A 22,145-nucleotide genomic window follows, 5' to 3' on the forward strand; every position below is an offset into this window, starting at 1 on the left:
CCTACGACCGCAGGTGCTTTTGCATGCGGTTCCGGCGCTTCCGCCGGTAACCGTTTACACAAAGACGCGTCTGTGCCCACTCCTCCATTCCCCCAGCCGGCGCTCCCTGCAAGCTGAGGCTCAGCACCGCGCGGCCGTTGACCGGCTCACACCGCTCTCACTAGCGTGGAATACGTTTACTGCCGCCTCGCTGCCCGGACCTCTCCGACTGCCTCCCCGCAGAGCCGAAAGGAACCGCCCCCAGTGTCCGAACCGCTCCAGCGCAGATCCCTGCTCAAGTTGGCCGTAGGCACCGCAGCCACCGGATGGCTGTGGCAGGGCGTCGGCACCGCCCAGGCCGCCGCCGACGCCACGCCCACCACCGCGCCCCCGGCCGCCGGCCCGCTCGACACACTGGTCTTCGGGAACACCGCGTCGGAGAGCGCGCACGGCCTGACCGCCACCCTCTCCGACGTCGTCACGGGCGGCCTCGACCAGCCCGCCCGCGTGCTCAACGTCCCTGAGAGCGCGGGCTTCTGGGGCGGCACGCTGTCCGCGACGATGGCGTGCAGGCCCAGGGGCGCCACCTACGTCACCATCAAGCTGTGGGGCTCGGAGAGCGGCGCGGAACTCGGCCGGCTCCAGCTCTTCGCCGAGGGCAAGCAGGTCGGCCACTACCATCTGGGCGCCGTCGACCCCCTCGACATCGCGAGCGAGGATCCGCGTACGCCGGAGCGGTTCTTCTTCCACACGCTGCCGCTGCCCCTCGATCTCACCGAGGGAAAGGAGTCCGTCTCCCTGGAGATCCGGTCCATGGGACGAATCGCCGGGTACGCCACGTCGGCCGACTCCTACTACAAGGCCATGGAAGGCCCGAGCCGCACGGTCTACCGCCTCTACACCCACGACGAGCCGTACTTCGCCCTCGCCGACGGCGACGTCACCGGCACCCTGCCGCCCACGACCACGCGCACCTCCCCCGGCAGCGAGATCGTCGACACGATCAACGCCCGCATACTCGCCAGGGCCGCGTCCGAGGCGTCCCGCACCAGCCCCCAACTCGACCTGTGGTACCTGGACTTCCTGGCCCGCGCGTACGGCATGCCGGCTACGGCCGCCCACGCGAACATCGCCGTTCCGCCGCAGATCGCGCGGAGCCTCGACGGCATCTACTGGAGATACCGTGCCGACTCCGCCGTGATGACCAACTCCAGCCAGCAGTGGATGGGCCTGGGCCGGTCGGGCCTGGTCATGCTGGCGCTCGCCGACGTTCTGGCGCCGCTGCTCGACGAGCCGGTCCTCGGTTCGCCGTACGGCCTCACCAACCCGGGCTTCGAGTTCGGCACCACGGGCTGGAGGTCGTCCACCTGGTCCGGCAGCGGCACCGCGTCCCGGGACACCACCGTGTACCGCACCGGCCACGCCTCCGCGAAGGTGACGGTCCCCACCGCGGGCACGGTCGGCTACACCACCTCCGCCAGGATCCCGGTGGACCAGGGCACTTACACCTACGGCGGGTGGATCAGGACCGCCGGCGTCGGCACCCGCAGTGCCTACCTGGACATCCTCTTCCACGACGCGAACGGCGCCGTCGTCGGCACCGACAACAAGGTCCACGCCTCGGCCGGCACCCATGACTGGGAGCATGTGACGGCCTCCCTCACCACACCGGGCACGGCCACCCACGTCACCCTCAGCGTCCGCCTGTCGGGCGCGGGCACCGCCTGGTTCGACGACCTGACCATGGTCGAGCCGGAGGGCTCGGCGTACGCGCCGGTCGTCCGCCGGGACGCCTGGGCCAGGATGCTGCTGGACAGCCGCGAGTACTGGCGGCAGAACTTCCCGCAGTACACGAACCAGGCCATCATCTGCGCCATCGGCCTCTACCTCGCCGACCGCGGACTCACCTACCTCGGCTCGGCCGACGCCTGGGGCGAGAAGAAGGCCCGCGACTACATCTACCAGTCCGTCGGCCTCGTCCCCTGGCTCGGCCCGGAGAAGCCGGACGGCACCCCGACCAGACCGCTGGGCGGCTCGTACCACCAGGTCACCAAGAAGGGCATCTCCAAGGAGCTCGGCTACGCGGGCAGTTACGGCGAGCTGCAGGAGTGGCTGTCGCTGGTGTACGACGCGGTGACGGGCATCGGCGGCGTCGAGGACGGCACTCTCCGCGACCACCTGGTCAAGATGGCCAAGGCGCGCATGGTCTTCCGCCACCCGTCACTGGACCGCGACGGCCACCGGGCGATGCGCCTGGAGACCGTCGTCGGATGGCGTGACAACGAGTACCCGGGCAAGGTCGCCTACGACCAGGACGCCAAGTGGGACGGCCATGCCCTGAAGATGGCCGCGCAGATCAAGGACCCTGACCTCGTCTCGTACGCGCGGCAGTCCCTCGCGGACGGCCAGGCGTTCCAGTCCCTCGCCGACTCCCACGCGGCGACGGTCTCCGCCCGGACCAACCTCAATCTGCTGAGCACCGCCGACGACTACGCGTACATCAGCAAGGCCACCGGCAGTGGGGCGAAGCTGCCGATGACGCCCGGGGCACCGGACTTCGTCTTCTCCGACGAGGAGAACGGCCTGGTCGCGATCAAGCACGGCGACGAGATCCTGTTCGCGTCCCTGTACTGGCGGGCCCGCTGGGGCGTCAACCGGCTGGCCCGCGTCCATCACCTCACGGCCGAGGGCACCGAGCGGTCGGCCACCGTCTGGCAGGAGGTCAAGTACCTCGCGGACGGGCGGACGTTCACTGAACCGGACTGGGTCAACTGGGAGTTCACGGTGAGCGACCTCGACATCCCGGACGGCGGTTTCACCCCGCCCGGCAACGCCCTGCACCAGGCGTTCGCGGGCCAGGTGCTGCCGCTGGCCAAGGCGCCGGACGACGTGCCGGAGCGGGCCGCGGGCGTCGAGAGCCCCTACGCCGGACGCGCCTCCTTCTACCGGTGCGAGTACGGCCCGTATCTGATCGCCATGAACACCACCGACGACCGTGACCACACCTTCACCACGCGGGGGTTCGGCGCGTCGACGAACCTGGTGACCGGGGCGAAGGTGAGCGGAAACACCGAAGTACGCGTGAAGCCCGGCACGACGGTGGTGCTGCGCAAGCGCTGAGTCTTCCGGCGGAGTCCGATGAACGGCCATGTCGCCCCGGTCGCGCGCGGGGCGCCACGGCCGTGGCCCCCGAGCTCGTCCCAGTGGAGTCCCGACGGCGGAAAACGTTTGTTGCCCCCTCACGTCGGTCGTTCTCCGGCGGCTGCCGCAAGGCGCCCCACATGCAGTAACGTCGAGCCGTGACGGACAGCGGCAACCCCGAGCGCCCCGGCCCCCGAAGGGGCCGAGCCGGGAAACGGAAGCGGACCGACGCGCGGCAGGGGCCCAAGGAGAGGCCGAGCACCATCCGTGACGTCGCCCTCAAGGCGGGGGTTTCGGTAGCAACCGTTTCCCGCACCCTGGCGGGGAACTACCCCGTCTCCGACGAAACCCGGGCCCGCGTCATGGCGGCCGTCGAGTCACTGCACTACGTGGTCAACGTGCACGCCAAGGCGCTCTCCGGGCGGGTCGCGGGCCCGGTCGCCCTGGTCATCAAGGACATCACCGGGCCGTCGCTCGCCCACGTCGCCGCCGGAGTCGAGCAAGAGGCCGCCGACCGGGGCAGGTTGAGCCTGGTGTGCGCCACGCGCGACGACCCGGCCCGAGAGGACGACCTGGTCCAGCTCATGCGGGAGCAGCATGCGGCTGCCGTCCTCCTCGTCGGCGGTGTGGTGCCGGACGCGGCGTACGACCGGCGCATGGCGGGCTACGCGGAGGCGCTGGACGCCGCGGGCTCGCGACTGGTGCTGGTCGGCCGTCCGGCGCCGGCACCGGACCTGCCGGTGACCGTCGTGGACTACGACAACCGGGGCGGCGCCTTCCAGGCCGTCTCGCACCTGCTCGCGTCCGGGCACCGGCGGGTGCTGTTCCTCGGCGGGGAGGCCGGGCTGAGCAGCGCGGACGAGCGCCGGGCCGGGTACCGGGACGCGCTGCGCGCGCACGGCGCCGACCATGCCGAGGAGTTGGACACCACGGGGACGTACACCCGCTCCTCGGGCTACGTCCGCACGCGGGACGCCTTGGGCGCCGGGCTGGAGTTCACCGCGGTGTTCGCCGGCTCCGACATGGTCGCGCTGGGGGCACTCGCCGCACTGCGCGAGGCGGGCCTCGACGTACCGGGTGAGGTGTCCGTCGTGGGCTTCGACGACGTCCCCTTCGCGACCGACCTGACCCCGCCCCTGACCACGGTTCGGGTGCCCTACGAGGAACTCGGCCGTACCGCCGTACGGCTGGCCCTGGAGCGCGAGCAGTACCCCGCCGGCGACGATCACGTGGTGCTCGGTACCCAGTTGGTCATCCGGCAGTCGGTGCGTCGGCTGTCCTGGTAGGAGCCACCTGCTGCCGGCGGGCGGGCTGCAGCGAGTCACTTGTGGTCGCGGAGGAAGGCGGGGATCCCGTCACGGGTCGGGTAGTTCGGCAGGGGGGCCGGCCTGTCCTGAAGGAAGGCGGTGATGACGGCGACAGCTCGGGCGTCGTTGTCGTCGAGGCCGTTCCACATGTGGTGACCGACTCCGGGCATGTACTGCGTGCGCTGGATGGCGGGGTCATGGGCGAGGATACTGGTCGCCCACTGCCGAACCTGGGAGGAGCACTCGGCGATCATCAGCATCGCGGGGGTCCGGGAGCGCCTCAGTTGCGCGGCGATGGAGGGCGACTCCTTGATCGTGTGCTGGACGCGGAGGCTGGCGGCGGGGCTGAAGGAGAAGTTCTGCGCCGTGTCCTCGGCCGGGATGCGGTGGGCGTCGCGCGCGCAGTAGGCGGATGCGGTGTCGCTGCCGAGGTCGGCGGCGGTGAACGCGTTGTCGCCCTCGGCCTGTCCGATCAGCCCGGTGTCGGGGGTGAGCAGCCCCAGGCGCATGAGGCCGAACGCCACGGCGTATCGCGGGACATGCGTCGATCGCGGTCCGGTCATGGCCGGCGCGAGGCCGCGCGCTGATGCTCTGCCCTTGTGCCCGGCGGCCCGCGCGGTGGGGCCGTCCATCGGGCCGGGCTCGGCGATGATCGCCCGGTTCAGGCGCGCGGCGACGCGGGAGTCGGCCAGGGCTCGGGTGAGCACGGCCCCGCCGGAGGAGAAGCCGAGGATGTCGACCTTGCCCTTGTCCAGGCGGTCGACGAAGGCGGCGAGGTCACGGACCGACCTGGAGATCGTGTACTGGTCCATGGGGAGCAGGTCGCTTCGTCCGCCGCCTGCCTGCTCGTAGGCGTAGACGTCGTAGCCCTGGCGCGCCAGGAGCTGCAGGAACCGGTGGTCGAGCACCGAGATGCCGCGGACCGGTCCGCCGTTGAGGTACACGAGCGGAACGGGGCGCCGGGTGCCGGGGTTCGCGGGCGGATAGTGATACACGGCGACCCGGCTGCCGGTGGCGAGACTCCAGTGCTGCGTGGCCACGAACGGCAGGGCGGGCGGGCGTTGCCGGGCCGTCGGCACGGTCGGGATGCACACCGACGCCGTCAACGCCGCCCCGACGAGCACCGGCAGAAACGGCACGAGCCGCGCCGGCCAGGTGCGGCGCCGGGCCCGCCACAGCGCGAGAAGGGTCGCGACCGCAAGGGTCGTCAGCCATGCGGGGAGCCCCGAGCCTGCCCCGTCCGTGACGACGATCAGCGCGAGAAACACGGCGACCAGCGCCACGACGGCGGCCAGGGCCAGCGATAAGCGTCCGGTGAAGCGGACGAGACGTAGGGCGGACGTGGACACGGCGGGCCTCCGGAAGTTTCAGAACGCTGTTTCAAAACGACGTTATCAGAGAAGGTAGGCTGCTGGGCGTGGGTAGGCCGAGAACGAACGACGAGACCGTCAGAGAGCGGCTTGTGGTGTGCGCGACCGAGATGCTCGCCACCCGTCCGCGGGAGTCGGTCACCGTCCGCGCCGTGGCCGCTGCCGCCGACACGTCGACCACAGCGGTGTACTCGCTCTTCGGCGACAAGGACGGACTGATCCGTGCGGTGCGCGACAGAGCCGTCGCCGGTCTCGTCCAGGACCTGTCGGCGGTGCCGACCTCCGCGGACCCGCTCGCCGACCTCTACGCGCTGGGCGTGGCATACCGCCGTTGGGGATGCGCACACCGCCACCTGTACACCGTGCTGTTCGGCGGTGTGCAGTCCTTCGACCCGTCGGGTGAAGTCGGTGCCGGGGACCCCGTCCGCCCGCTCCTCGCGGCGATCGAGCGCGGCCTCGCGGCGTCCGTCCTCGCCGGGGACGCCACGCTGATCGCCCTCTCGATCTGGGGGACCCTGCACGGCCTGGTGACTCTGGAACTGGCTGGGGCCCTCGACGCGGCCACGGCCGACGCCACCTTCCGGCCGACGGTTCACGCCACACTGCGCGGCTGGACGACCCCCGCGGTGTTCCACGGCCTGCGGCACGCCGAGCCCGCCCCGTGACCGCGGTCTCGGCAAACTCCCGCTCTCTCAGGTGACTTGGCCTTCGCGGAAGAGCTCGGAACCGGGGGACAAGAACACGCACCGCTGAGGCGATCGAGCGGGTGGGGCCTCTCGGTGCCGACTTCGCGTACGACATCGGGCCGACGAGCTCTGGCGATGGAGGTGGCGGAACAAGAGCAACTCCGCCACCAGGCCATACCAGGAGTGACCGGAGGCAGCCGACTGCGGCCGCTGCGCGGTGGGGCCGGCGGCAGGGACGCGTGTGTGGCGGCCCTGCCGGGGCATTCGGACTGCCAGGAGGTCTACATGGACACGAGTGCGTTGACATGGACCGGACGGTTCCGTGCCCGGCGGGCGGCGCGGGGTTCGGTCACCGAGGGGGCGGCGCGGGCGGGGCTCGCCGCGCGGGGTGTGATCTATCTGCTCGTCGGTGCGCTGGCGCTGCAGATCGCCTTCGGCGACACGAGCGAACAGGCCGACCGTGGCGGGGCCTTGGCGGAACTGTCACAGAAGCCGTTCGGCGCGGTGCTGCTGTGGGCGCTGGGCCTCGGACTCGTCGGCATGGCGCTGTGGCGGCTCTCGGAGGCGCTCTTCGGCTCCGTCGGGCAGGACGGCCGCGGCGCGCGCAAGCGACTGCTGGCGACCGTCCGCTTCGCGTTCTACGTCTTCGTCGCCTATTCCGTGCTGTCGTTCGCCGTGAGCCGCAACCGGAGCGACGGCGGATCCAGCGACCAGCAGTCCCGGGACGCCACCGCCAGGGCGATGGAGATACCCGCCGGCCAGTGGCTGGTCGGCGCGGCCGGGATCGCCATCGTCGTGGCCGGCGGCTGGATCGGCGTACGGGCCGTCCTGCGCAAGTACCACGACAAGCTCAGGCTCGGGCAGATGAGCCGCCGGACACGGCAGCTGGTGGACATCACCGGCGTGGCCGGCGGCGCCGCCCGCGGGCTGGTGTTCGCCATGGCCGGCGTGTTCGCCGTCCGCGCGGCCGTCGACTACGAACCCGACCGGGCCAAGGGGCTGGACGACACCCTGCGCACCTTCGCCGAGACCCCGCTCGGCCCGTGGCTGCTGGTCTGCGTCGCGGCCGGCCTGGTGCTGTTCGGGGTGTTCTCCTTCGCGATGGCCCGCTGGCGACGGGTCTGAGCGGCGTCCTGCGGGAAACACGATGCGGATGAACGATTTCGAGAAGCCGCATGACGACGGCCGGCCCGTGGACGTGTACCTGGACCTCCTGCGCATCCGGATGGACCCGGAGGACTACCGCCTCCTGCTGCGCATGGTGGAACCGGTCCTCCGAGCGATCGACGAGGAGCGCCTCTCCAACCTCGACGTCGCCCTCGACCCAGGGTCCGGCGACGAACTGCCCCAGGAGGTCAAGGACGAGGCCGCCCTCGTCATCGCCACCGCCGTCACCGGCCGCCTGGACAACGAAGTGATCGAGATCGACGTCGACGAGGCCGGCCCGGTCAGGATCGTCACGGACGCGACCACCGCTTCCGACCCCGTCCGCCTCGGCGAGATCGCCGACCACATCAGGGAACAGCACCGGCAGACGGAAGAGCTGCGGGGCATCGCCGAGGTGAGCGGGCTGCCCACGGACTTCTGAACCGCTCACCTCGCCGGCCTCCCGCTCGCTACGGTGAGAAGCCACGCGACGGGGCTGCGAGCGAGCCGGACGCCGGGCCTCGGGGTGTGCGGAGCGGGCGGCGGTCGTACCGTCGAACCCGTTACCGAGGAGGACCTCTGATGCGCAGCGTGACCTATTCGATGAACGTCTCACTCGACGGCTACATCGTCGGGCCGGACGGCGAATTCGACTGGACGGCACCCGACGAGGAGGTCTTCCGCTTTCACACCGACAAGATCCGAGAGGTGGGCGTCTACCTGCTGGGACGACGGCTGTACGAGACGATGCTGTACTGGGAGACCGCCGACCAGGATCCCTCGCTCGACGACTTGAGGCTCGAGTGGGCCGCGCTCTGGAAGCCGCTCCCGAAGGTGGTGTTCTCCACCACGCTGTCGGCGGTGCGGGGCAATGCCCGCCTTGCCTCCGGCGGCCTGGCGGAGGAGATCGAGCGGTTGCGCGCCGAGCCGGGGGAGCGTGACATCGCGATCGGCGGCGCGACTCTCGCCGCCGAGGCGGCCGCGGCGGGTCTGATCGACGAATACCGGGCCATGACCTACCCGCTGCTGGTCGGCGGTGGCATTCCGTTCTTTCCCCGGCACGAGCGCCGGGTGGATCTCGAACTCGTCGAGAACCGCACCTTCAACTCGAAAGTCGTCTACCTCCGCTATCGCGTGGCGCGCTGACGCGCCAGTTTCTTGATGCGGCGGATTGGCATGTATCGCGGGCGTATCGAAAATCGCATACGCCACCGCAACGCCCCTCACTCTCCCATGGGGGCATGAACCGCAACGCATCCCTGTCCGCACCGCCCCGCCGCACGCGCGGGATCGTGTTCCTCGGCCTGGCGATTCCCGGCATGGCGGGCGCCGCGTTCCTCCTGTGGCGGCCGCTCATGATGTCCGCTCCGAGGTGCATGGCCGGGCGGTGGCACGGCTGCCTCGACACGTTCAACGGTGTGGTGCTCATGACGTTGGTCGCGCTGCCGCCCGCCACGCTGGTGGCGTGGGCTCTGGCGCGCCGTCGGCGTGCCGCCGGGGTCACCGTCGCATCGGCGTGGCGGATGTCGCTGGCCGAGGTGGGGATGGTCCACGGGACGGTGCCGTTCCTGTGGCTGACCATGATGCCGGGCGCCGGGGCCGGCATCGTCCCCGCCCGGGTGAGCCTGGTGCCGTTGCGGGACCTGGTCACGATGGGGCCGCTCGGGGTCGTCGGGAACCTGCTGGTCTTCGCGGCGCTGGGGTTCTTCGCCCCGATGCGGTTCGCGGCGCTGGCGTCCGTGCCGCGGATCCTGGCGCTCGGGGCGGGGTGCTCCGTCCTGGTCGAGACCGCGCAGTACGTCCTGCGGCTCGACCGGGTGTCCTCCGTGGACGACGTACTGGTCAACGCCGCCGGCGCCGTGCTGGCCGCGCTGGCGTCGCGCCGCTGGTGGCGCATCACGGCGCAACCGCCGTCGGACCGGCCTCGCCCCGCGCCGGCACCGGCACCGGCACCGGCAGGCTGAGTCGCGTGCCCGGTGCGCACACGTCCTGCATACGTCGGCGATATGTGGTGCCGCCTAGGCTGCGGACATGCGCGTACTGATCGTGGAGGACGAGCCCTACCTGGCCGAAGCCGTCCGTGACGGTCTGCGGCTGGAGGCGATCGCCGCCGACATCGCGGGCGACGGCGACTGCGCCCTGGAGCTGCTGAGCGTCAACTCCTACGACCTCGCGGTCCTCGACCGCGACATCCCCGGCCCCTCCGGCGACGAGGTCGCCCGGCGCATCGTCGCCTCCGGCAGCGGCATCCCGATCCTCATGCTCACCGCCGCCGACCGGATCGACGACAAGGCGTCCGGGTTCGAGCTCGGTGCCGACGACTACCTCACCAAGCCGTTCGAGCTGCGGGAGCTCGTCCTGCGGCTGCGGGCGCTCGACCGCCGGCGCGCGTACGCCCGGCCCCCGGTCCGCGAGATCGCCGGCCTGCGCCTCGACCCCTTCCGCCGTGAGGTCTTCCGGGACGGGCGCTACGTCGCGCTGACCCGCAAACAGTTCGCCGTGCTCGAAGTCCTCGTCGCCGCCGAGGGCGGGGTCGTCAGCTCCGAAGAGCTGCTGGAGCGGGCCTGGGACGAGAACGCCGACCCCTTCACCAACGCCGTCCGCATCACCGTCTCCGCACTGCGCAAACGGCTCGGCGAACCATGGCTCATCGCCACGGTGCCGGGCGTCGGCTACCGCATAGACACCGGTCCCGACACCACCCGCCCCGGCAGTACGCATGTCTAGACGCCCAGGGCTCAGCGCCCGACTGAAACTCACCCTCAGCTACGCCGGGTTCCTCGCCGTCGCCGGCGCTCTCCTGCTGGCCGTGGTGTGGTGGTTCCTGCTGCGCTACGTACCCGACAATTCCCAGGGCCTGCTCGGGATCTCACCCAACCGCTACCTCCTGGTGCGCACCTTCTTCCCCGCCGCGGCAGTGGCCATGGTCTTCCTGCTCGTGTTCGGCCTCGTCGGGGGATGGATCCTCGCCGGCCGGATGCTCGCACCGCTGACACAGATCGCGGCCGCGGCACGGATGGCCGGGAACGGATCGCTGTCCCACCGGATCCGCATGGCAGGCCGCCAGGACGAGTTCCGTGAACTCGCCGACGCGTTCGACACCATGCTCGAACAACTGGAGTCGCACGTCGCCGAGCAGCAGAGGTTCGCCGCGAACGCCTCCCACGAACTGCGCACCCCGCTGGCCATCTCGCGGACGCTGCTCGACGTCGCCCGCAGGGACCCCACGCGGGACCGAGGCGAACTCTTCGCACGCCTGCAGGCTGTCAACACGCGCGCGATCGACCTCACCGAGGCCCTCCTGCTGCTCAGCCGCAGCGACCGCGGGAACTTCACCCGCGAAAGCGTCGACCTCTCCCTCATCGCCGAAGAGGCCGCCGAAACCCTGCTCCCCCTCGCCGAACAGCGCGGGATCACGCTCGACGTCACCGGCGGAGCGACACGGACCAGCGGCTCCGCGGAGCTCCTGCTGCGGATGGTGACGAACCTCCTCCAGAACGCCATCGTCCACAACCTCCCCGCCTGCGGCACCGTGACGCTCCACACCGAAGCGCAGGGCGACGCGAGCGTGCTGCGGGTCGAGAACACGGGTCATCCGCTCCCGCCGGAACTGGTGCCGACGCTCACCGAACCCTTCCAGCGCGGAACGGAACGCGTACGCACCGACGAGCACGCCGGTGTCGGTCTCGGCCTGGCCATCGTGCGCAGCATCGTCCGCGCCCACGACGGGACCCTCGCCCTCGTCCCCCGCCCCGCCGGCGGTCTCCTCGTCACGGTTCGGCTTCCCGGCACGCCGTAGGCATCGCCGCCCCTGGCACGCCCACGAGCATCCGCACACGTGACCTTCGCTTGCGCAAGGTCGATACTGCCGAGAGCAGCATCAGTACCGCCGGAATCCGCTTCCGACCGCCGTGTACCACCAAGATCGACTACTGACCTGACCCAGTCCGACCCGCAAGAACTCTGGTCATGAGCCCATCTGCCAGCCTCACCAGGAGGTACCCATGAAGATGCTGATCAACGTAGCGGAGACCGTGGTCGCGGACGCGCTGCGCGGGATGGCCGCCGCCCACCCCGAGCTGGTCGTCGATGTGGAGAAGCGGGTGATCGTACGGCGGGACTCGCCCGTGGAGGGCAAGGTCGCCCTCATCTCCGGCGGCGGGTCGGGGCACGAGCCGCTGCACGGTGGCTTCGTGGGGCCCGGGATGCTGTCGGCGGCCTGTCCGGGCGAGGTGTTCACGTCGCCGGTGCCCGACCAGATGGTGCGGGCCGCGGCCGCCGTGGACAGCGGGGCGGGGGTGCTGTTCATCGTGAAGAACTACACAGGTGACGTCCTCAACTTCGACATGGCCGCCGAACTCGCCGAGGACGAGGGCATCCAGGTCGCGAAGGTGCTCGTCAACGATGACGTGGCGGTGACCGACAGCCTTTACACGGCCGGGCGGCGGGGCACGGGCGCGACGCTGTTCGTGGAGAAGATCGCGGGCGCCGCGGCCGAGGAGGGCCGGCCGCTGGAGCGGGTGGAGGCGATCGGGCGGCAGGTCAACGACAGCTCCCGCAGCTTCGGTGTCGCCCTCAGCGCCTGCACCACCCCCGCCAAGGGCAGCCCCACCTTCGATCTGCCGCCCGGGGAGCTGGAGTTGGGCATCGGCATCCACGGGGAGCCCGGCCGGGAGCGGCGGGCGATGATGACGTCGCGTGAGATCGCCGACTTCGCCGTGGGCGCGATCCTGGAGGACATGACCCCGCGCAACCCCGTCCTCGTCCTGGTCAACGGCATGGGCGGGACACCGCTGTTGGAGCTGTACGGCTTCAACGCCGAGGTCCAGCGGGTGCTCGCCGAGCGCGGTGTTCCCGTCGCCCGCACCCTCGTCGGCAATTACGTCACCTCGCTCGACATGGCCGGCGCCTCCGTCACGCTGTGCCAGGTCGACGAGGAACTGCTGCGGCTGTGGGACGCGCCGGTGAAGACACCGGGGCTGCGGTGGGGAATGTGATCCGGCGGAGCAAGACGATCGCAAGGCAACTGTCACGCAAGGAGATCCAGTGCTCGACGCCGATTTCTTCCGCCGTTGGATGACGGCGACCGCCGCCTCCGTCGACCGTGAGGCGGAACGGCTCACCGCTCTCGACTCACCGATCGGGGACGCCGACCACGGCAGCAATCTGCAGCGCGGGTTCACCGCCGTCGCGGCGGCGCTGGAGAAGGAGGCCCCGCAGACGCCCGGCGCGATCCTGACGCTCGCCGGCCGGCAGCTCATCTCGACGGTCGGCGGTGCGTCGGGGCCGTTGTACGGGACGCTGCTGCGCCGGACCGGCAAGGCCCTCGGGGACCCCGGCGAGGTGAGTGAGGACCAGTTCGCCCAGGCGCTGCGGGCGGGTGTGGACGCGGTCATGACGCTCGGTGGTGCCGCGCCGGGCGACAAGACCATGATCGACGCGCTGGTGCCGGCCGTGGACGCGCTCGGCGACGGCTTCGCCGCGGCACGGGCCGCCGCCGAGGAGGGCGCCCTGGCGACGACGCCGTTGCAGGCCCGCAAGGGGCGGGCCAGTTATCTCGGGGAGCGCAGCATCGGGCACCAGGATCCGGGTGCCACGTCGTCGGCGCTGTTGATCGCGGGATTGGCGGAGGCGGCCGGTGAGTGACGACAAGGAGGAGCGGCTCGTCGGCATCGTGCTGGTGTCGCACAGCGCGCAGGTGGCCGCGTCGGTGGCCGAGCTGGCCCGGGGGCTGGCGGGCGGCGCAACGGCGGTCCCGGTGGCCCCGGCGGGCGGCACCGAGGCCGGTGAGCTCGGCACCAGCGCGGAACTGATCGCCGCGGCGGCGGCCTCCGTGGACCGCGGCGCCGGGGTCGCGGTCCTGACCGACCTGGGCAGCGCGGTCCTCACCGTGAAGGCCCTGCTCGCGGAGGGCGACGAACTCCCGGACAACACGCGTCTGGTCGACGCCCCGTTCGTCGAGGGCGCGGTGGCCGCGGTCGTCACGGCGGCCACCGGAGCCGACCTCGCGGCGGTGGAGTCGGCGGCCTCGGAGGCGTACACCTACCGGAAGGTGTGAGGCGGATCGCGGCAGCCGCCGCGCCACGGGCCCCTCGTCCGCGTTCCCGGGTTCGGGTTCGCGCGCCGAGGGGCCCTCGCCGGCACGTCACGACGTGCCCCTGGCTGCCGTATCGCAACGCCCTGGCTGCCGTATCGCGACGCCCTCGCCGCCGCTACGCGAGCCCCTCCCCCGCGGCGGCCAACGCCGAGCGCAGGGTCGCCGCCAGTTCGGTCCGCGCCGTCGAGCGATCGGCGTGGGTACCGGCGGTGTGCCAGGCGTAGTGCTCGACCGCCGCGCGCAGCGCCGCGTTGAACATCGCGGCCTGGATCGTCGGGCGCAGGTCGTCGGCGGGCAGCGCGGCCCGTGCGGCGAGGGCGCGGGCGAACGCCGGTTCGGCCTCGTCGTAGGTCTGGAGCCAGATCGCGCGCAGGCCGGGCTCGGTGCGGGTCAGCCGTACCAGCGCCCCGACGGTCGCGTGGTCGGGTCCGGCGAGCAGGCGGTTCTCGACGGCGAGTTCGCGGTCGAAGAGTTCCTCCAGGGGCTGCCCGGGGCGCCACTGCCGCAGACAGTCGGCGATCAGATCGATACCGGCCGAGAACAGCGGCCGTACGCAGCTCTCCTTGCTCGGGAAGTAGCGCCACACGGTCCGCGCGGAGACTCCGACCGCCGCTCCGATCTGCTCGCCCGTGGTAGCGGCCACGCCCTGGGTGACGAACAGGTCCACCGCCGCCCGGGCGATCTCCAGGCGGATCTCGGCCTTGCGCTCCTCCGTCAGGGGCGGTCGTCCCGTACGTCCACGGGCTGCGGTCATGGGTTCCTCCGGCCGGCGTTGATCGCTCTCCCGGAATTCTCCCCGAAGACTTTATGTCGCTCAGAGACATTAAGTCGTAGGGTGGACTCCCGGGCACGCTCGGCGCCGCCCCTCGGACCCTCGGACCCTCGGACCCACGGACCACGGACAGGAGCACCACATGGCCAGCGGACTGGACGGGCGCACCGTCATCGTCACCGGAGCGGGCTCGGGCATCGGGCGCGCGGCCGCCCTGGCCTTCGCCGAGGAGGGCGCCCGGGTCGTGGCGGCGGACCTGAACGCCGAGGGAGCGCAGGGCGTCGTCAAGGAGATCGAGCGGTCGGGCGGCGCCGCGGTCGCCGTCGTCGGCGATCTGAGCGAGCAGGCCGTCGTCGACCAGGTCGTCGAGACCGCCGTCGAGCGCTTCGGCGGCGTGGACGTGCTGGTGAACAACGCCGGGATCATGGACCGCATGTCGGCGGTGGCGGACGTCACCAACGGCGAGTGGGAGCGCGTCATCCGGGTCAACCTCACCGCTCCCTTCCTGCTCACCCGGGCGGTGCTGCCGCACATGCTCCGGGCGGGCCGCGGCGCGATTGTGAACACGGCGTCCGAGGCCGGCCTGCGCGGCAGCGCGGCCGGCGCCGCGTACACGGCGTCGAAGCACGGTGTGGTGGGACTGACGAAGTCCCTCGCGGTGATGTACCGCAAGCAGGGAATCCGTGCGAACGCGATCGCCCCGGGCGGCACGCGGACCGGCATCGCCGTGGACGCCGTGAAGGACGCGCACGGACCGGCGGTTCTCGGCGGGCACCTCGGCAACAGCGGCAAGCTGGCGCAGCCCGAGGAGCAGGCCGCCGCCATCGTGTTCCTCGCCTCGGACGCGGCGAGCAACATCAACGGCGCGATCCTGCCGGTCGACGACGGCTGGTCGGCGGTCTGACACCTCGGCACCGGCTCCGGCTCCGGCACCGACTCCGGCACCGACACCGGCTCATTCGCCGCGCAGGAAGTTCCTCGCCAGCCGCTTGCCGATCGCCACGGTGGCCGCGTGGTTCTCGATCGGCGTCACCCGTGCGTCCTTGAAGACGATGTAGGTGACGCCGGAGGCCGTGCCACCGGCGCGCGGATCGGGTGGGACACCAAGGGCCCTGGCGGTGGCGTACGACGCTTCGCCGATCATGTCGTGCGGGCCCACGTCGCCGACGACCGCGTACCGCACCCGGTCCCGGTACACCACAGCCGCGATCGAGCCGCCGCGGATGCCGTGGTCGCGGGGGTTCCAGATATCGCTCGGGGCGGGCACGACGATGTACGGGAGGCGTTCGGCGCTCAGGTACCGCCCGTCGGACTGCTGGAAGGCCGTCGCGGCGGAGAAGAACGGATCGGTACGGCGGTTGCAGCGGCGGGTGGTCTGCCCGTCGCAGTCGATGTCCATGTCGGCCTTCCAGAACACCGCGTCCCGCGTTCCGCAGACCGGGATCGTCGCCGGCGCACCGCTGTCGCTGCGATAGCGCCCCTGGGAGACGGAGGCACAGTCACGCACCTTTGTCAGCAGGTCAGCGGCGCTGACGTCGATCTCCGGGCGCGCCCTGGGCCCGTCCTGTGTGGCGGTCGGGGTCGTGGGCACCGTCGTCGGGGCGAGCAGGGCGGCGCTTGCCGCGGCCAGCGTCAGCGACTGGACACGCACGATGAAGAACCCCTCTCGTCGGGGAGAGTGACGGAGACTCAGGAAATCTGATGCTGTTCGGATCATGCTGCCATCAGTGGGGCACCTACGGCCCACACCCAGAAATACGAACAACCGTTCCCGAACTCCCACCAGGGGCCGAGGGCCCGAGTCCGCGACGGGTCCCGGCCCCCGGCCACCCGCGTCCGGCACGGGAACAGCGACGACAGCGGCCCATGCCGAGGGCATGAACTCCCCAGCTCCGGTGGCGAGTTCAGCCGCGAGGAGCTTCAGCATACGTAACGCTCCGGGCCGGTCTCCAACGACCGCCCTCTTGATGTGATCGCGCCAGCCACGCCATATTGGTCCGGACCATTGCCGCGAGGCCGCCCCCGGGAGGCAGAGTCGTGCGACGCGTTCTCGTTCTTGTCTCGGTCATCTGCACGGCGCTCGCACTGCTGTCGTCCTGCGCGTGGAGCGGGGCGGACGAGGACGGCGGCCGGCTGCCCGGGGCACCCACGGGGGTCACGGCCACCGCGGGCAGCGCGACCAGCGTGCACGTCATGTGGAACGCGGTCGCCACGGACCGCGGCATCCGCGGCTACGAGGTGTATCGGGGCCCCACCAAGGTCAAGGAAGTGCCGGGCTCCGCGCACATGGTGGATGTCACCATGCTGCGGCCGTCCACCTCCTACGCCTTCACCGTGCGGGCCCGTGACACCGACGGGCGGCTCGGGCCGCCGAGCAGGATGGTGCGGGCGACGACTCCCGCGGCCGTGGCCGCCGACCACTCGCCCCCGACCCGTCCGGGGACGGCCGAGGGCCGGGCGGTGGGCAGCCGGGCCGTTCAGCTGTCGTGGTCGAGGGCGACGGACAACCGGGATGTGGTGTCGTACGACATCTATCAGGGCGACACAAAGATCCACAGTGTCGGCGGGAACCAGACGGCGACCGTGGTCACGGGGCTGCGGGCGGGCACCCGCTACGCCTTCAAGGTGCGGGCCCGGGACGCGGCCGACAACCTCTCGCCCGCCACGGCCGCCGTCCGCATCACCACGCCCGGCACCGACGACGGGCGCGGCACCGCGCCGACCGGTTTCCGGGCGACGACCCGGCACGCGGACGGGGCGTACCACCTCGATCTGAGCTGGGTTCCGCCGCGCACGGACGGCGTGGTCACGGAGTACCAGGTCCAGCTCGACGGCCGTACGGCCACCTCGCTGGTGTACGGCGGGAGCGCGCCGCGCGAGCGGGCCACATACAGCTTCTATCTGGGGCCGGAGGCCGGGATCGGCCACCGGGTGCGGATCCGGGGCAGGCTGCCGGACGGCACCTGGGGCGGCTTCTCGGCGGAGCGGACGGTGACGACCGGTGCGCCGGGCTGACATCCGGCCCGGCGTACCCCGGACGCAGCAACCCGTCACCTGACCGGGGTACGTCCGCATGCGGGCCGGACCCGGGGCGCGTTGGCTGCCCCTGAGGCAGCACGGGCGTTCCCGACCCTCGGCGGCGCCAGGGATGTACCGCCGACCGTGCCGCCGGAGGGCATCCATATGCGCAAGTCACCGCTATTCCTCCGCTCGGGCCTGACCGTGGCAGCCGCCTCCGCTCTCTTCCTCCCCGTGGCCGCCGGTTCGGCCGCCGCGGTCTCGGGGATCTCCGTGAGCACGACCGGGTCCACGGTCTCCGTCACGACCAGCGCGTGCAGTACCAACATCAACGGCAGCTGGGGCACCGCCTCGCTGCTGAACAGCAGGCAGTCCGACTTCGCCCAGGGGCGCCAGGTCTCCCTCACGGGGACGGCCACGCTGCAGTCGGCGGCCTGGTCGAGCGTGCGCCCGGGCACCTACACCGTCATCGTCGTGTGCGCGAACGGCAGTACCGCGGGCACCCAGTCGGTCGTCGTCTCGGCCCCCTCCCCCACGCCCAGGATCACCGCCACGGCCTCGCCGTCCCGCGGGGTGATGGGCGGCATGGGCGGCGCCTCGACGGACTACGGCACGCTGACGCTGGTGGGCGGCGGCGTGCTGGTGGGCACGGGAGTGCTGGCCACGGCCTGGTACCTGCGCCGCAAGGCGAAGCCGTACCGGCTCTGACGCGGCGACTGAGAGCCCTGCTCGCGCCGCGGGGCGCTCGGCTCAGGCCCTCTCGTGACCCGGCAGCTCCGCGAACTCCTCCAGGGCGCGCGTGAGCCACTGCGTCCAGAAGGTCTCCAGATCGATTCCGGCGCGCAGCACCAGATGCCGCAACCGGTCCTGGGAACTTTCCCTGCCGGGCGGGAAGTCCCGCTTCTCGATCTCCTCGTACTCGGCCAACTGCCGCCGGTGCAGGTCGAGATGGCGCCGCAGATCGGCCTCGATGCCCTCGGTTCCCACCACGGCCGCGGCACGCATCCGCAACAGCAGCGTGTCGCGGTGCGGCCTCGGGTCCTGGGACGCGGCGGTCCAGCGGGCCAGTTCGGCGCGGCCCGCGGGCAGGACCTCGTAGCTCTTCTTCTGCCCGCGGGCCGGCTGCGCCGGGGGAAGCGTCCGGATGAAGCCCTCGGTCTCCAGTTTTCCCAGCTCGCGATAGATCTGCTGATGCGTCGCCGACCAGAAGTAGCCGATCGACTTGTCGAACCGGCGGGTCAGCTCCAGCCCGGACGACGGCTTTTCGAGCAGGGCGGTGAGGATCGCGTGCGGGAGTGACATGGGCTCATCCTAGGGACGCGCTCGGGCGCCCCTACAGGCTCGCCGCCAGTTCCGTGCCCTGCTTGATGGCCCGCTTGGCGTCCAGTTCGGCGGCCACGTCCGCACCGCCGATGAGGTGCGCGCTGCGGCCCGCGGCGAGCAGTTCCTCGTACAGGTCGCGGCGCGGCTCCTGGCCGGTGCACAGCACGATGGTGTCGACCTCCAGGACGGTGCTCTCCTCGCCGACGGTGACATGCAGTCCGGCGTCGTCGATCCGGTCGTAGCGCACGCCCGGGACCATGGTGACGCCGCGGTGCTTGAGCTCGGTGCGGTGGATCCAGCCGGTGGTCTTGCCGAGGCCGGCGCCGACCTTGCTGGTCTTGCGCTGGAGCAGATGGACGGTGCGCGGCGGGGCGGGCCGCTCGGGGGCGGCGAGGCCGCCGGGGGCCGTGTAGTCCATGTCGACGCCCCAGTGGCGGAAGTACGTGGCCGGGTCCTCGCTCGCCTTGTCGCCGCCGTCGGTGAGGAACTCGGCGACGTCGAAGCCGATGCCGCCCGCGCCGAGGACGGCGACGCGGTCGCCGACGGGGGCGCCGTCGCGCAGCACGTCGAGGTAGCCCACGACGCTCGGGTGGTCGACGCCGGGGATGTCCGGGGTGCGCGGGGTGACGCCGGTGGCGACGACGACCTCGTCGTAGCCGGCGAGGTCCGCCGTCGACACCCAGGTGTTCAGCCTTACGTCCACGCCCTGCTCGTCGAGGCGGTGGCGGAAGTAGCGCAGCGTCTCGTCGAACTCCTGCTTGCCGGGGACCTTGCGGGCGACGTTCAGCTGGCCGCCGATCTCGCTGGCGGCGTCGAAGAGGGTGACCTGGTGGCCGCGTTCGGCGGCCGGCACGGCACAGGCGAGCCCGGCCGGGCCGGCCCCCACCACCGCGACCCGCTTGCGCAGCCGGGTCGGGGAGAGCACCAGCTCGGTCTCGTGGCAGGCGCGCGGGTTGACCAGGCAGGAGGTGATCTTGCCGCTGAAGGTGTGGTCGAGGCAGGCCTGGTTGCAGCCGATGCAGGTGTTGATCGCCTCGGGCGTGCCGGCCGCGGCCTTGTTCACGAAGTCGGGGTCGGCGAGCATCGGCCGGGCCATGGAGATCATGTCCGCGCAGCCGTCGGCCAGGAGTTCCTCGGCCAGTTCGGGGGTGTTGATGCGGTTGGTGGTGACCAGCGGGACCGAGACCTCGCCCATCAGCTTCTTCGTGACCCAGGTGTACGCGCCGCGCGGTACCGAGGTGGCGATGGTGGGGATCCGGGCCTCGTGCCAGCCGATGCCGGTGTTGATGATCGTCGCCCCGGCGGCCTCGACGGCCTTCGCCAGGGTGATCACCTCGTCGAGGGTGGAACCGCCCGGGACGAGGTCCAGCATGGACAGGCGGTAGATGATGATGAAGTCCTCGCCCACGGCCTCGCGCACGCGTCGGACGATCTCGACGGGGAAGCGCATGCGGTTCTCGTACGAGCCGCCCCAGCGGTCGGTGCGCCGGTTGGTCTGCGCGGCGATGAACTCGTTGATGAGGTAGCCCTCGGAGCCCATGATCTCCACGCCGTCGTACCCCGCCTGCCGGGCCAGGCGGGCGGCGCGGGCGTAGTCGTCGATGGTCCGCTCGACGTCGGCGTCGGTGAGCTCGCGGGGCGGGAAGGGGCTGATCGGCGCCTGGAGCGGGCTCGGGGCGACGAGGTCCTGGTGGTAGGCGTAGCGGCCGAAGTGCAGGATCTGCATCGCGATCCGGCCGCCCTCGCGGTGCACGGCCTCGGTGATGGCCCGGTGCTGCTCGGCCTCGGCCTCGGTGGTGAGCTTGGCGCCGCCCTCGTACGGGCGCCCCTCGTCGTTGGGCGCGATGCCGCCGGTGACGATCAGGCCCACTCCCCCGCGCGCCCGCTCGGCGTAGAAGGCCGCCATGCGCTCGAAGCCGCGCTCGGCCTCCTCCAGGCCCACGTGCATGGAGCCCATCAGGACGCGGTTGGGCAGCGTGGTGAAGCCCAGGTCGAGCGGGCTCAGCAGGTGCGGGTAACGGCTCATCGGGCCCCTCCGTGCGCGGTGTAGTGCCTAGGTAGTTGTAGAGGACCCCGAGACCTTTGTGCAACTAGTTGCACAACCGGCGGGGCGTGACACTGACCACGCCCGGGCACAGTGGCCCCATGACCGCACTCGCCGACGTGATCGCCCTCGCCCAACGGCTGATCCGCTGCCCCAGCCGCGCCGGGATCGACGACCACGGGCCCGTCCTCGGCGTCCTGGAGGACTGGCTCGCCGGGCGGGCGCTGCCGTATCGCCGCCTGTACGGCGACACGGGCGGCGCCGTCGGTCTGCTGGTCGAGATCACGGGCGGGCGGCCCGGTCGCTGGTGGGCACTGGACGCCTGCGTCGACACCGCGCCCTACGGGGACGAGGGCGCCTGGTCCTTCGCCCCCGACTGCGGCGACGTCGTCGACGGGCGGCTGCGCGGGAGGGGGGCCGCGGACTCCAAGCTGGCCGCGGCGATGTTCTGCGGCATCGCGGAGGAGGTGCACGCGCGCGCCGCCGATCTGCACGGCGGGCTCGCGGTGCTCCTCGACGCCGACGAGCACACCGGCGGCTTCGGCGGCGCCCGCACCTACCTGGCCGACCCGGAGGCGGCCCGCCCGGCCGGGGTGATGATCGGCTACCCGGGGCTCGACGACGTCGTGGTCGGCGGGCGGGGCCTGTGGCGGGCCACGATCGCGGTGCACGCGGCCTCCGGCCACTCGGGGTCCCGCCGTACGACACCCGGTGCCGTCTCCCGGGCGGCGCATCTCGTACGACTCCTGGAGGAGGCCGAACTCCCGGGCGCCGACGGGGAGTTCCCGCTGCCGCCGAAGCTGACGGTGACCTCCTGCCACGGCGGGCAGGGCTTCTCGGTCGTGCCCGGCCGGTGCGAGCTGGGCGTCGACCTCCGCACCACACCGGCCTTCGACGCCCGCGCCGCCGAGCGGCTGGTCCGCGAGGCGGTGCGCGAGCTGGACCTGCGGGTGCCCGCGCCGCGGGCGACCACCCTCACTCCGGTCGCGTCCTGGCCGCCGTACCGACTGGCCGAGGACCAGCAGCCGGCGGCGGCACTGCTGGCGGCCGCCGCGCGGGAAGGCCTTTCCGTCCGGCCGAAGACCGCCGGCCCCTCGAACATCGGCAACCTGCTGGCGGGCGAGGGCATCCCGGCCACGGCGGGCTTCGGCGTCCGGTGCGAGGGGCTGCACGGCGTGGACGAGCGGGCCCGTCTCGGGGACCTGCCCGCCGTGCACGCCGTCTACCGCCGGGCCGCGCTCAGCCTGCTGGGCGCACCCTGA

21 protein-coding genes are annotated in these 22,145 nt (G+C 71.8%); 16 read left to right on the plus strand and 5 right to left on the minus strand.

The genetic code is table 11. From position 1 onward, the window contains the following. Positions 1 to 243: 243 nt before the first annotated feature. Both AQI70_RS21130 and AQI70_RS21135 read left to right on the plus strand, forming a co-directional pair. Positions 244 to 3,099 carry a carbohydrate binding domain-containing protein gene (locus tag AQI70_RS21130; RefSeq protein WP_062152401.1) on the plus strand — a complete coding sequence of 952 codons (2,856 nt, stop codon included), beginning with the start codon at positions 244 to 246 and terminating at the stop codon, positions 3,097 to 3,099. 179 nt (positions 3,100 to 3,278) lie between these two features. After that, positions 3,279 to 4,406 carry a LacI family DNA-binding transcriptional regulator gene (locus tag AQI70_RS21135; RefSeq protein ID WP_079051403.1) on the plus strand — a complete coding sequence of 376 codons (1,128 nt, stop codon included), beginning with the start codon at positions 3,279 to 3,281 and terminating at the stop codon, positions 4,404 to 4,406. A 35-nt stretch (positions 4,407 to 4,441) separates the two neighbouring features. Here AQI70_RS21135 and AQI70_RS21140 read toward each other — a convergent pair whose 3' ends face one another. Continuing rightward, complete coding sequence (locus AQI70_RS21140) at positions 4,442 to 5,776, minus strand: alpha/beta fold hydrolase (RefSeq protein ID WP_062152404.1); 1,335 nt, start codon at positions 5,774 to 5,776, stop codon at positions 4,442 to 4,444. 68 nt (positions 5,777 to 5,844) lie between these two features. Here AQI70_RS21140 and AQI70_RS21145 point away from each other — a divergent pair, with 68 nt between their 5' ends. The 10 genes from AQI70_RS21145 (at position 5,845) to AQI70_RS21190 (ending at position 13,687) form a co-directional block, all read left to right on the plus strand. After that, a complete protein-coding gene (locus tag AQI70_RS21145; RefSeq protein ID WP_062152406.1) occupies positions 5,845 to 6,462 on the plus strand; it encodes a TetR-like C-terminal domain-containing protein in 618 nt (205 codons plus the stop codon). Between the two features lie 306 nt (positions 6,463 to 6,768). Beyond that, positions 6,769 to 7,608, plus strand: a complete 840-nt coding sequence (locus AQI70_RS21150) for a DUF1206 domain-containing protein (protein WP_062152409.1) — start codon at positions 6,769 to 6,771, stop codon at positions 7,606 to 7,608. A gap of 28 nt (positions 7,609 to 7,636) precedes the next feature. After that, positions 7,637 to 8,071 (plus strand): hypothetical protein, encoded by a 435-nt coding sequence (locus tag AQI70_RS21155; protein WP_062152411.1) that lies wholly within the window; start codon positions 7,637 to 7,639, stop codon positions 8,069 to 8,071. A gap of 140 nt (positions 8,072 to 8,211) precedes the next feature. Beyond that, positions 8,212 to 8,775, plus strand: a complete 564-nt coding sequence (locus tag AQI70_RS21160; RefSeq protein WP_062152413.1) for a dihydrofolate reductase family protein — start codon at positions 8,212 to 8,214, stop codon at positions 8,773 to 8,775. A 95-nt stretch (positions 8,776 to 8,870) separates the two neighbouring features. Beyond that, the gene (locus AQI70_RS21165; RefSeq protein WP_062152415.1) at positions 8,871 to 9,593 is read left to right on the plus strand and encodes a VanZ family protein; all 723 of its coding nucleotides are present in this window, start codon (positions 8,871 to 8,873) and stop codon (positions 9,591 to 9,593) included. A gap of 67 nt (positions 9,594 to 9,660) precedes the next feature. Then, positions 9,661 to 10,356 (plus strand): response regulator transcription factor, encoded by a 696-nt coding sequence (locus tag AQI70_RS21170; protein WP_062152417.1) that lies wholly within the window; start codon positions 9,661 to 9,663, stop codon positions 10,354 to 10,356. Continuing rightward, entirely contained in the window at positions 10,349 to 11,428 is a 1,080-nt protein-coding gene (locus tag AQI70_RS21175) for a sensor histidine kinase (RefSeq protein WP_062152419.1), read from the plus strand. The genes AQI70_RS21170 and AQI70_RS21175 overlap by 8 nt, the downstream gene beginning before the upstream one ends. A 205-nt stretch (positions 11,429 to 11,633) precedes the next feature. Next, complete coding sequence (gene dhaK, locus AQI70_RS21180) at positions 11,634 to 12,626, plus strand: dihydroxyacetone kinase subunit DhaK (protein ID WP_062152421.1); 993 nt, start codon at positions 11,634 to 11,636, stop codon at positions 12,624 to 12,626. 49 nt (positions 12,627 to 12,675) lie between these two features. Next, on the plus strand, positions 12,676 to 13,275 hold the full coding sequence (dhaL, locus tag AQI70_RS21185) for a dihydroxyacetone kinase subunit DhaL (protein ID WP_062152424.1): 600 nt from the start codon (positions 12,676 to 12,678) through the stop codon (positions 13,273 to 13,275). Next, on the plus strand, positions 13,268 to 13,687 hold the full coding sequence (locus AQI70_RS21190) for a PTS-dependent dihydroxyacetone kinase phosphotransferase subunit DhaM (RefSeq protein ID WP_062152426.1): 420 nt from the start codon (positions 13,268 to 13,270) through the stop codon (positions 13,685 to 13,687). Before dhaL ends, AQI70_RS21190 begins: the two co-directional genes overlap by 8 nt. Positions 13,688 to 13,841: 154 nt before the next feature. Here AQI70_RS21190 and AQI70_RS21195 read toward each other — a convergent pair whose 3' ends face one another. Next, entirely contained in the window at positions 13,842 to 14,480 is a 639-nt protein-coding gene (locus AQI70_RS21195) for a TetR/AcrR family transcriptional regulator (protein ID WP_062152428.1), read from the minus strand. A 160-nt stretch (positions 14,481 to 14,640) separates the two neighbouring features. Here AQI70_RS21195 and AQI70_RS21200 point away from each other — a divergent pair, with 160 nt between their 5' ends. Then, complete coding sequence (locus tag AQI70_RS21200) at positions 14,641 to 15,402, plus strand: SDR family NAD(P)-dependent oxidoreductase (protein WP_062152430.1); 762 nt, start codon at positions 14,641 to 14,643, stop codon at positions 15,400 to 15,402. Between the two features lie 51 nt (positions 15,403 to 15,453). On the opposite strand, the gene AQI70_RS21205 is transcribed toward AQI70_RS21200, so the two are convergent. Next, complete coding sequence (locus tag AQI70_RS21205) at positions 15,454 to 16,149, minus strand: glycoside hydrolase family 75 protein (RefSeq protein WP_062152432.1); 696 nt, start codon at positions 16,147 to 16,149, stop codon at positions 15,454 to 15,456. 386 nt (positions 16,150 to 16,535) lie between these two features. Between AQI70_RS21205 and AQI70_RS21210 the strand changes: the two genes are divergently transcribed. Together AQI70_RS21210 and AQI70_RS21215 are read left to right on the plus strand one after the other, a co-directional pair. Further along, positions 16,536 to 17,513: a fibronectin type III domain-containing protein gene (locus AQI70_RS21210; RefSeq protein ID WP_062152434.1), complete on the plus strand. Its 978-nt coding sequence runs from the start codon at positions 16,536 to 16,538 to the stop codon at positions 17,511 to 17,513. Positions 17,514 to 17,681: 168 nt separating this feature from the next. Beyond that, positions 17,682 to 18,224 carry a hypothetical protein gene (locus AQI70_RS21215; protein WP_037891620.1) on the plus strand — a complete coding sequence of 181 codons (543 nt, stop codon included), beginning with the start codon at positions 17,682 to 17,684 and terminating at the stop codon, positions 18,222 to 18,224. A 42-nt stretch (positions 18,225 to 18,266) separates the two neighbouring features. Here the strand turns inward: AQI70_RS21215 and AQI70_RS21220 are convergent, their stop codons facing one another. Both AQI70_RS21220 and AQI70_RS21225 read right to left on the minus strand, forming a co-directional pair. Then, positions 18,267 to 18,818 (minus strand): PadR family transcriptional regulator, encoded by a 552-nt coding sequence (locus tag AQI70_RS21220; RefSeq protein WP_004003823.1) that lies wholly within the window; start codon positions 18,816 to 18,818, stop codon positions 18,267 to 18,269. Positions 18,819 to 18,849: 31 nt separating this feature from the next. Then, positions 18,850 to 20,865 (minus strand): NADPH-dependent 2,4-dienoyl-CoA reductase, encoded by a 2,016-nt coding sequence (locus AQI70_RS21225; protein ID WP_062152436.1) that lies wholly within the window; start codon positions 20,863 to 20,865, stop codon positions 18,850 to 18,852. A gap of 119 nt (positions 20,866 to 20,984) precedes the next feature. Between AQI70_RS21225 and AQI70_RS21230 the strand changes: the two genes are divergently transcribed. Continuing rightward, positions 20,985 to 22,145, plus strand: coding sequence for a M20 family metallopeptidase (locus AQI70_RS21230; RefSeq protein WP_062152438.1), 1,161 nt, complete (start codon positions 20,985 to 20,987; stop codon positions 22,143 to 22,145).

Source organism: Streptomyces curacoi (assembly GCF_001513975.1).
Classification (GTDB): Bacteria; Actinomycetota; Actinomycetes; order Streptomycetales; family Streptomycetaceae; genus Streptomyces; species Streptomyces curacoi.

Bases quoted from the DNA above. Each gene is read 5' to 3' on its own strand.
- AQI70_RS21150 (WP_062152409.1), top strand. From the start codon at position 6,769: ATGGACACGAGTGCGTTGACATGGACCGGACGGTTCCGTGCCCGGCGG.
- AQI70_RS21155 (WP_062152411.1), top strand. From the start codon at position 7,637: ATGAACGATTTCGAGAAGCCGCATGACGACGGCCGGCCCGTGGACGTG.
- AQI70_RS21160 (WP_062152413.1), top strand. From the start codon at position 8,212: ATGCGCAGCGTGACCTATTCGATGAACGTCTCACTCGACGGCTACATC.
- AQI70_RS21165 (WP_062152415.1), top strand. From the start codon at position 8,871: ATGAACCGCAACGCATCCCTGTCCGCACCGCCCCGCCGCACGCGCGGG.
- AQI70_RS21170 (WP_062152417.1), top strand. From the start codon at position 9,661: ATGCGCGTACTGATCGTGGAGGACGAGCCCTACCTGGCCGAAGCCGTC.
- AQI70_RS21175 (WP_062152419.1), top strand. From the start codon at position 10,349: ATGTCTAGACGCCCAGGGCTCAGCGCCCGACTGAAACTCACCCTCAGC.
- dhaK (WP_062152421.1), top strand. From the start codon at position 11,634: ATGAAGATGCTGATCAACGTAGCGGAGACCGTGGTCGCGGACGCGCTG.
- AQI70_RS21195 (WP_062152428.1), bottom strand. From the start codon at position 14,480: ATGACCGCAGCCCGTGGACGTACGGGACGACCGCCCCTGACGGAGGAG.
- AQI70_RS21200 (WP_062152430.1), top strand. From the start codon at position 14,641: ATGGCCAGCGGACTGGACGGGCGCACCGTCATCGTCACCGGAGCGGGC.
- AQI70_RS21215 (WP_037891620.1), top strand. From the start codon at position 17,682: ATGCGCAAGTCACCGCTATTCCTCCGCTCGGGCCTGACCGTGGCAGCC.
- AQI70_RS21220 (WP_004003823.1), bottom strand. From the start codon at position 18,818: ATGTCACTCCCGCACGCGATCCTCACCGCCCTGCTCGAAAAGCCGTCG.
- AQI70_RS21225 (WP_062152436.1), bottom strand. From the start codon at position 20,865: ATGAGCCGTTACCCGCACCTGCTGAGCCCGCTCGACCTGGGCTTCACC.
- AQI70_RS21230 (WP_062152438.1), top strand. From the start codon at position 20,985: ATGACCGCACTCGCCGACGTGATCGCCCTCGCCCAACGGCTGATCCGC.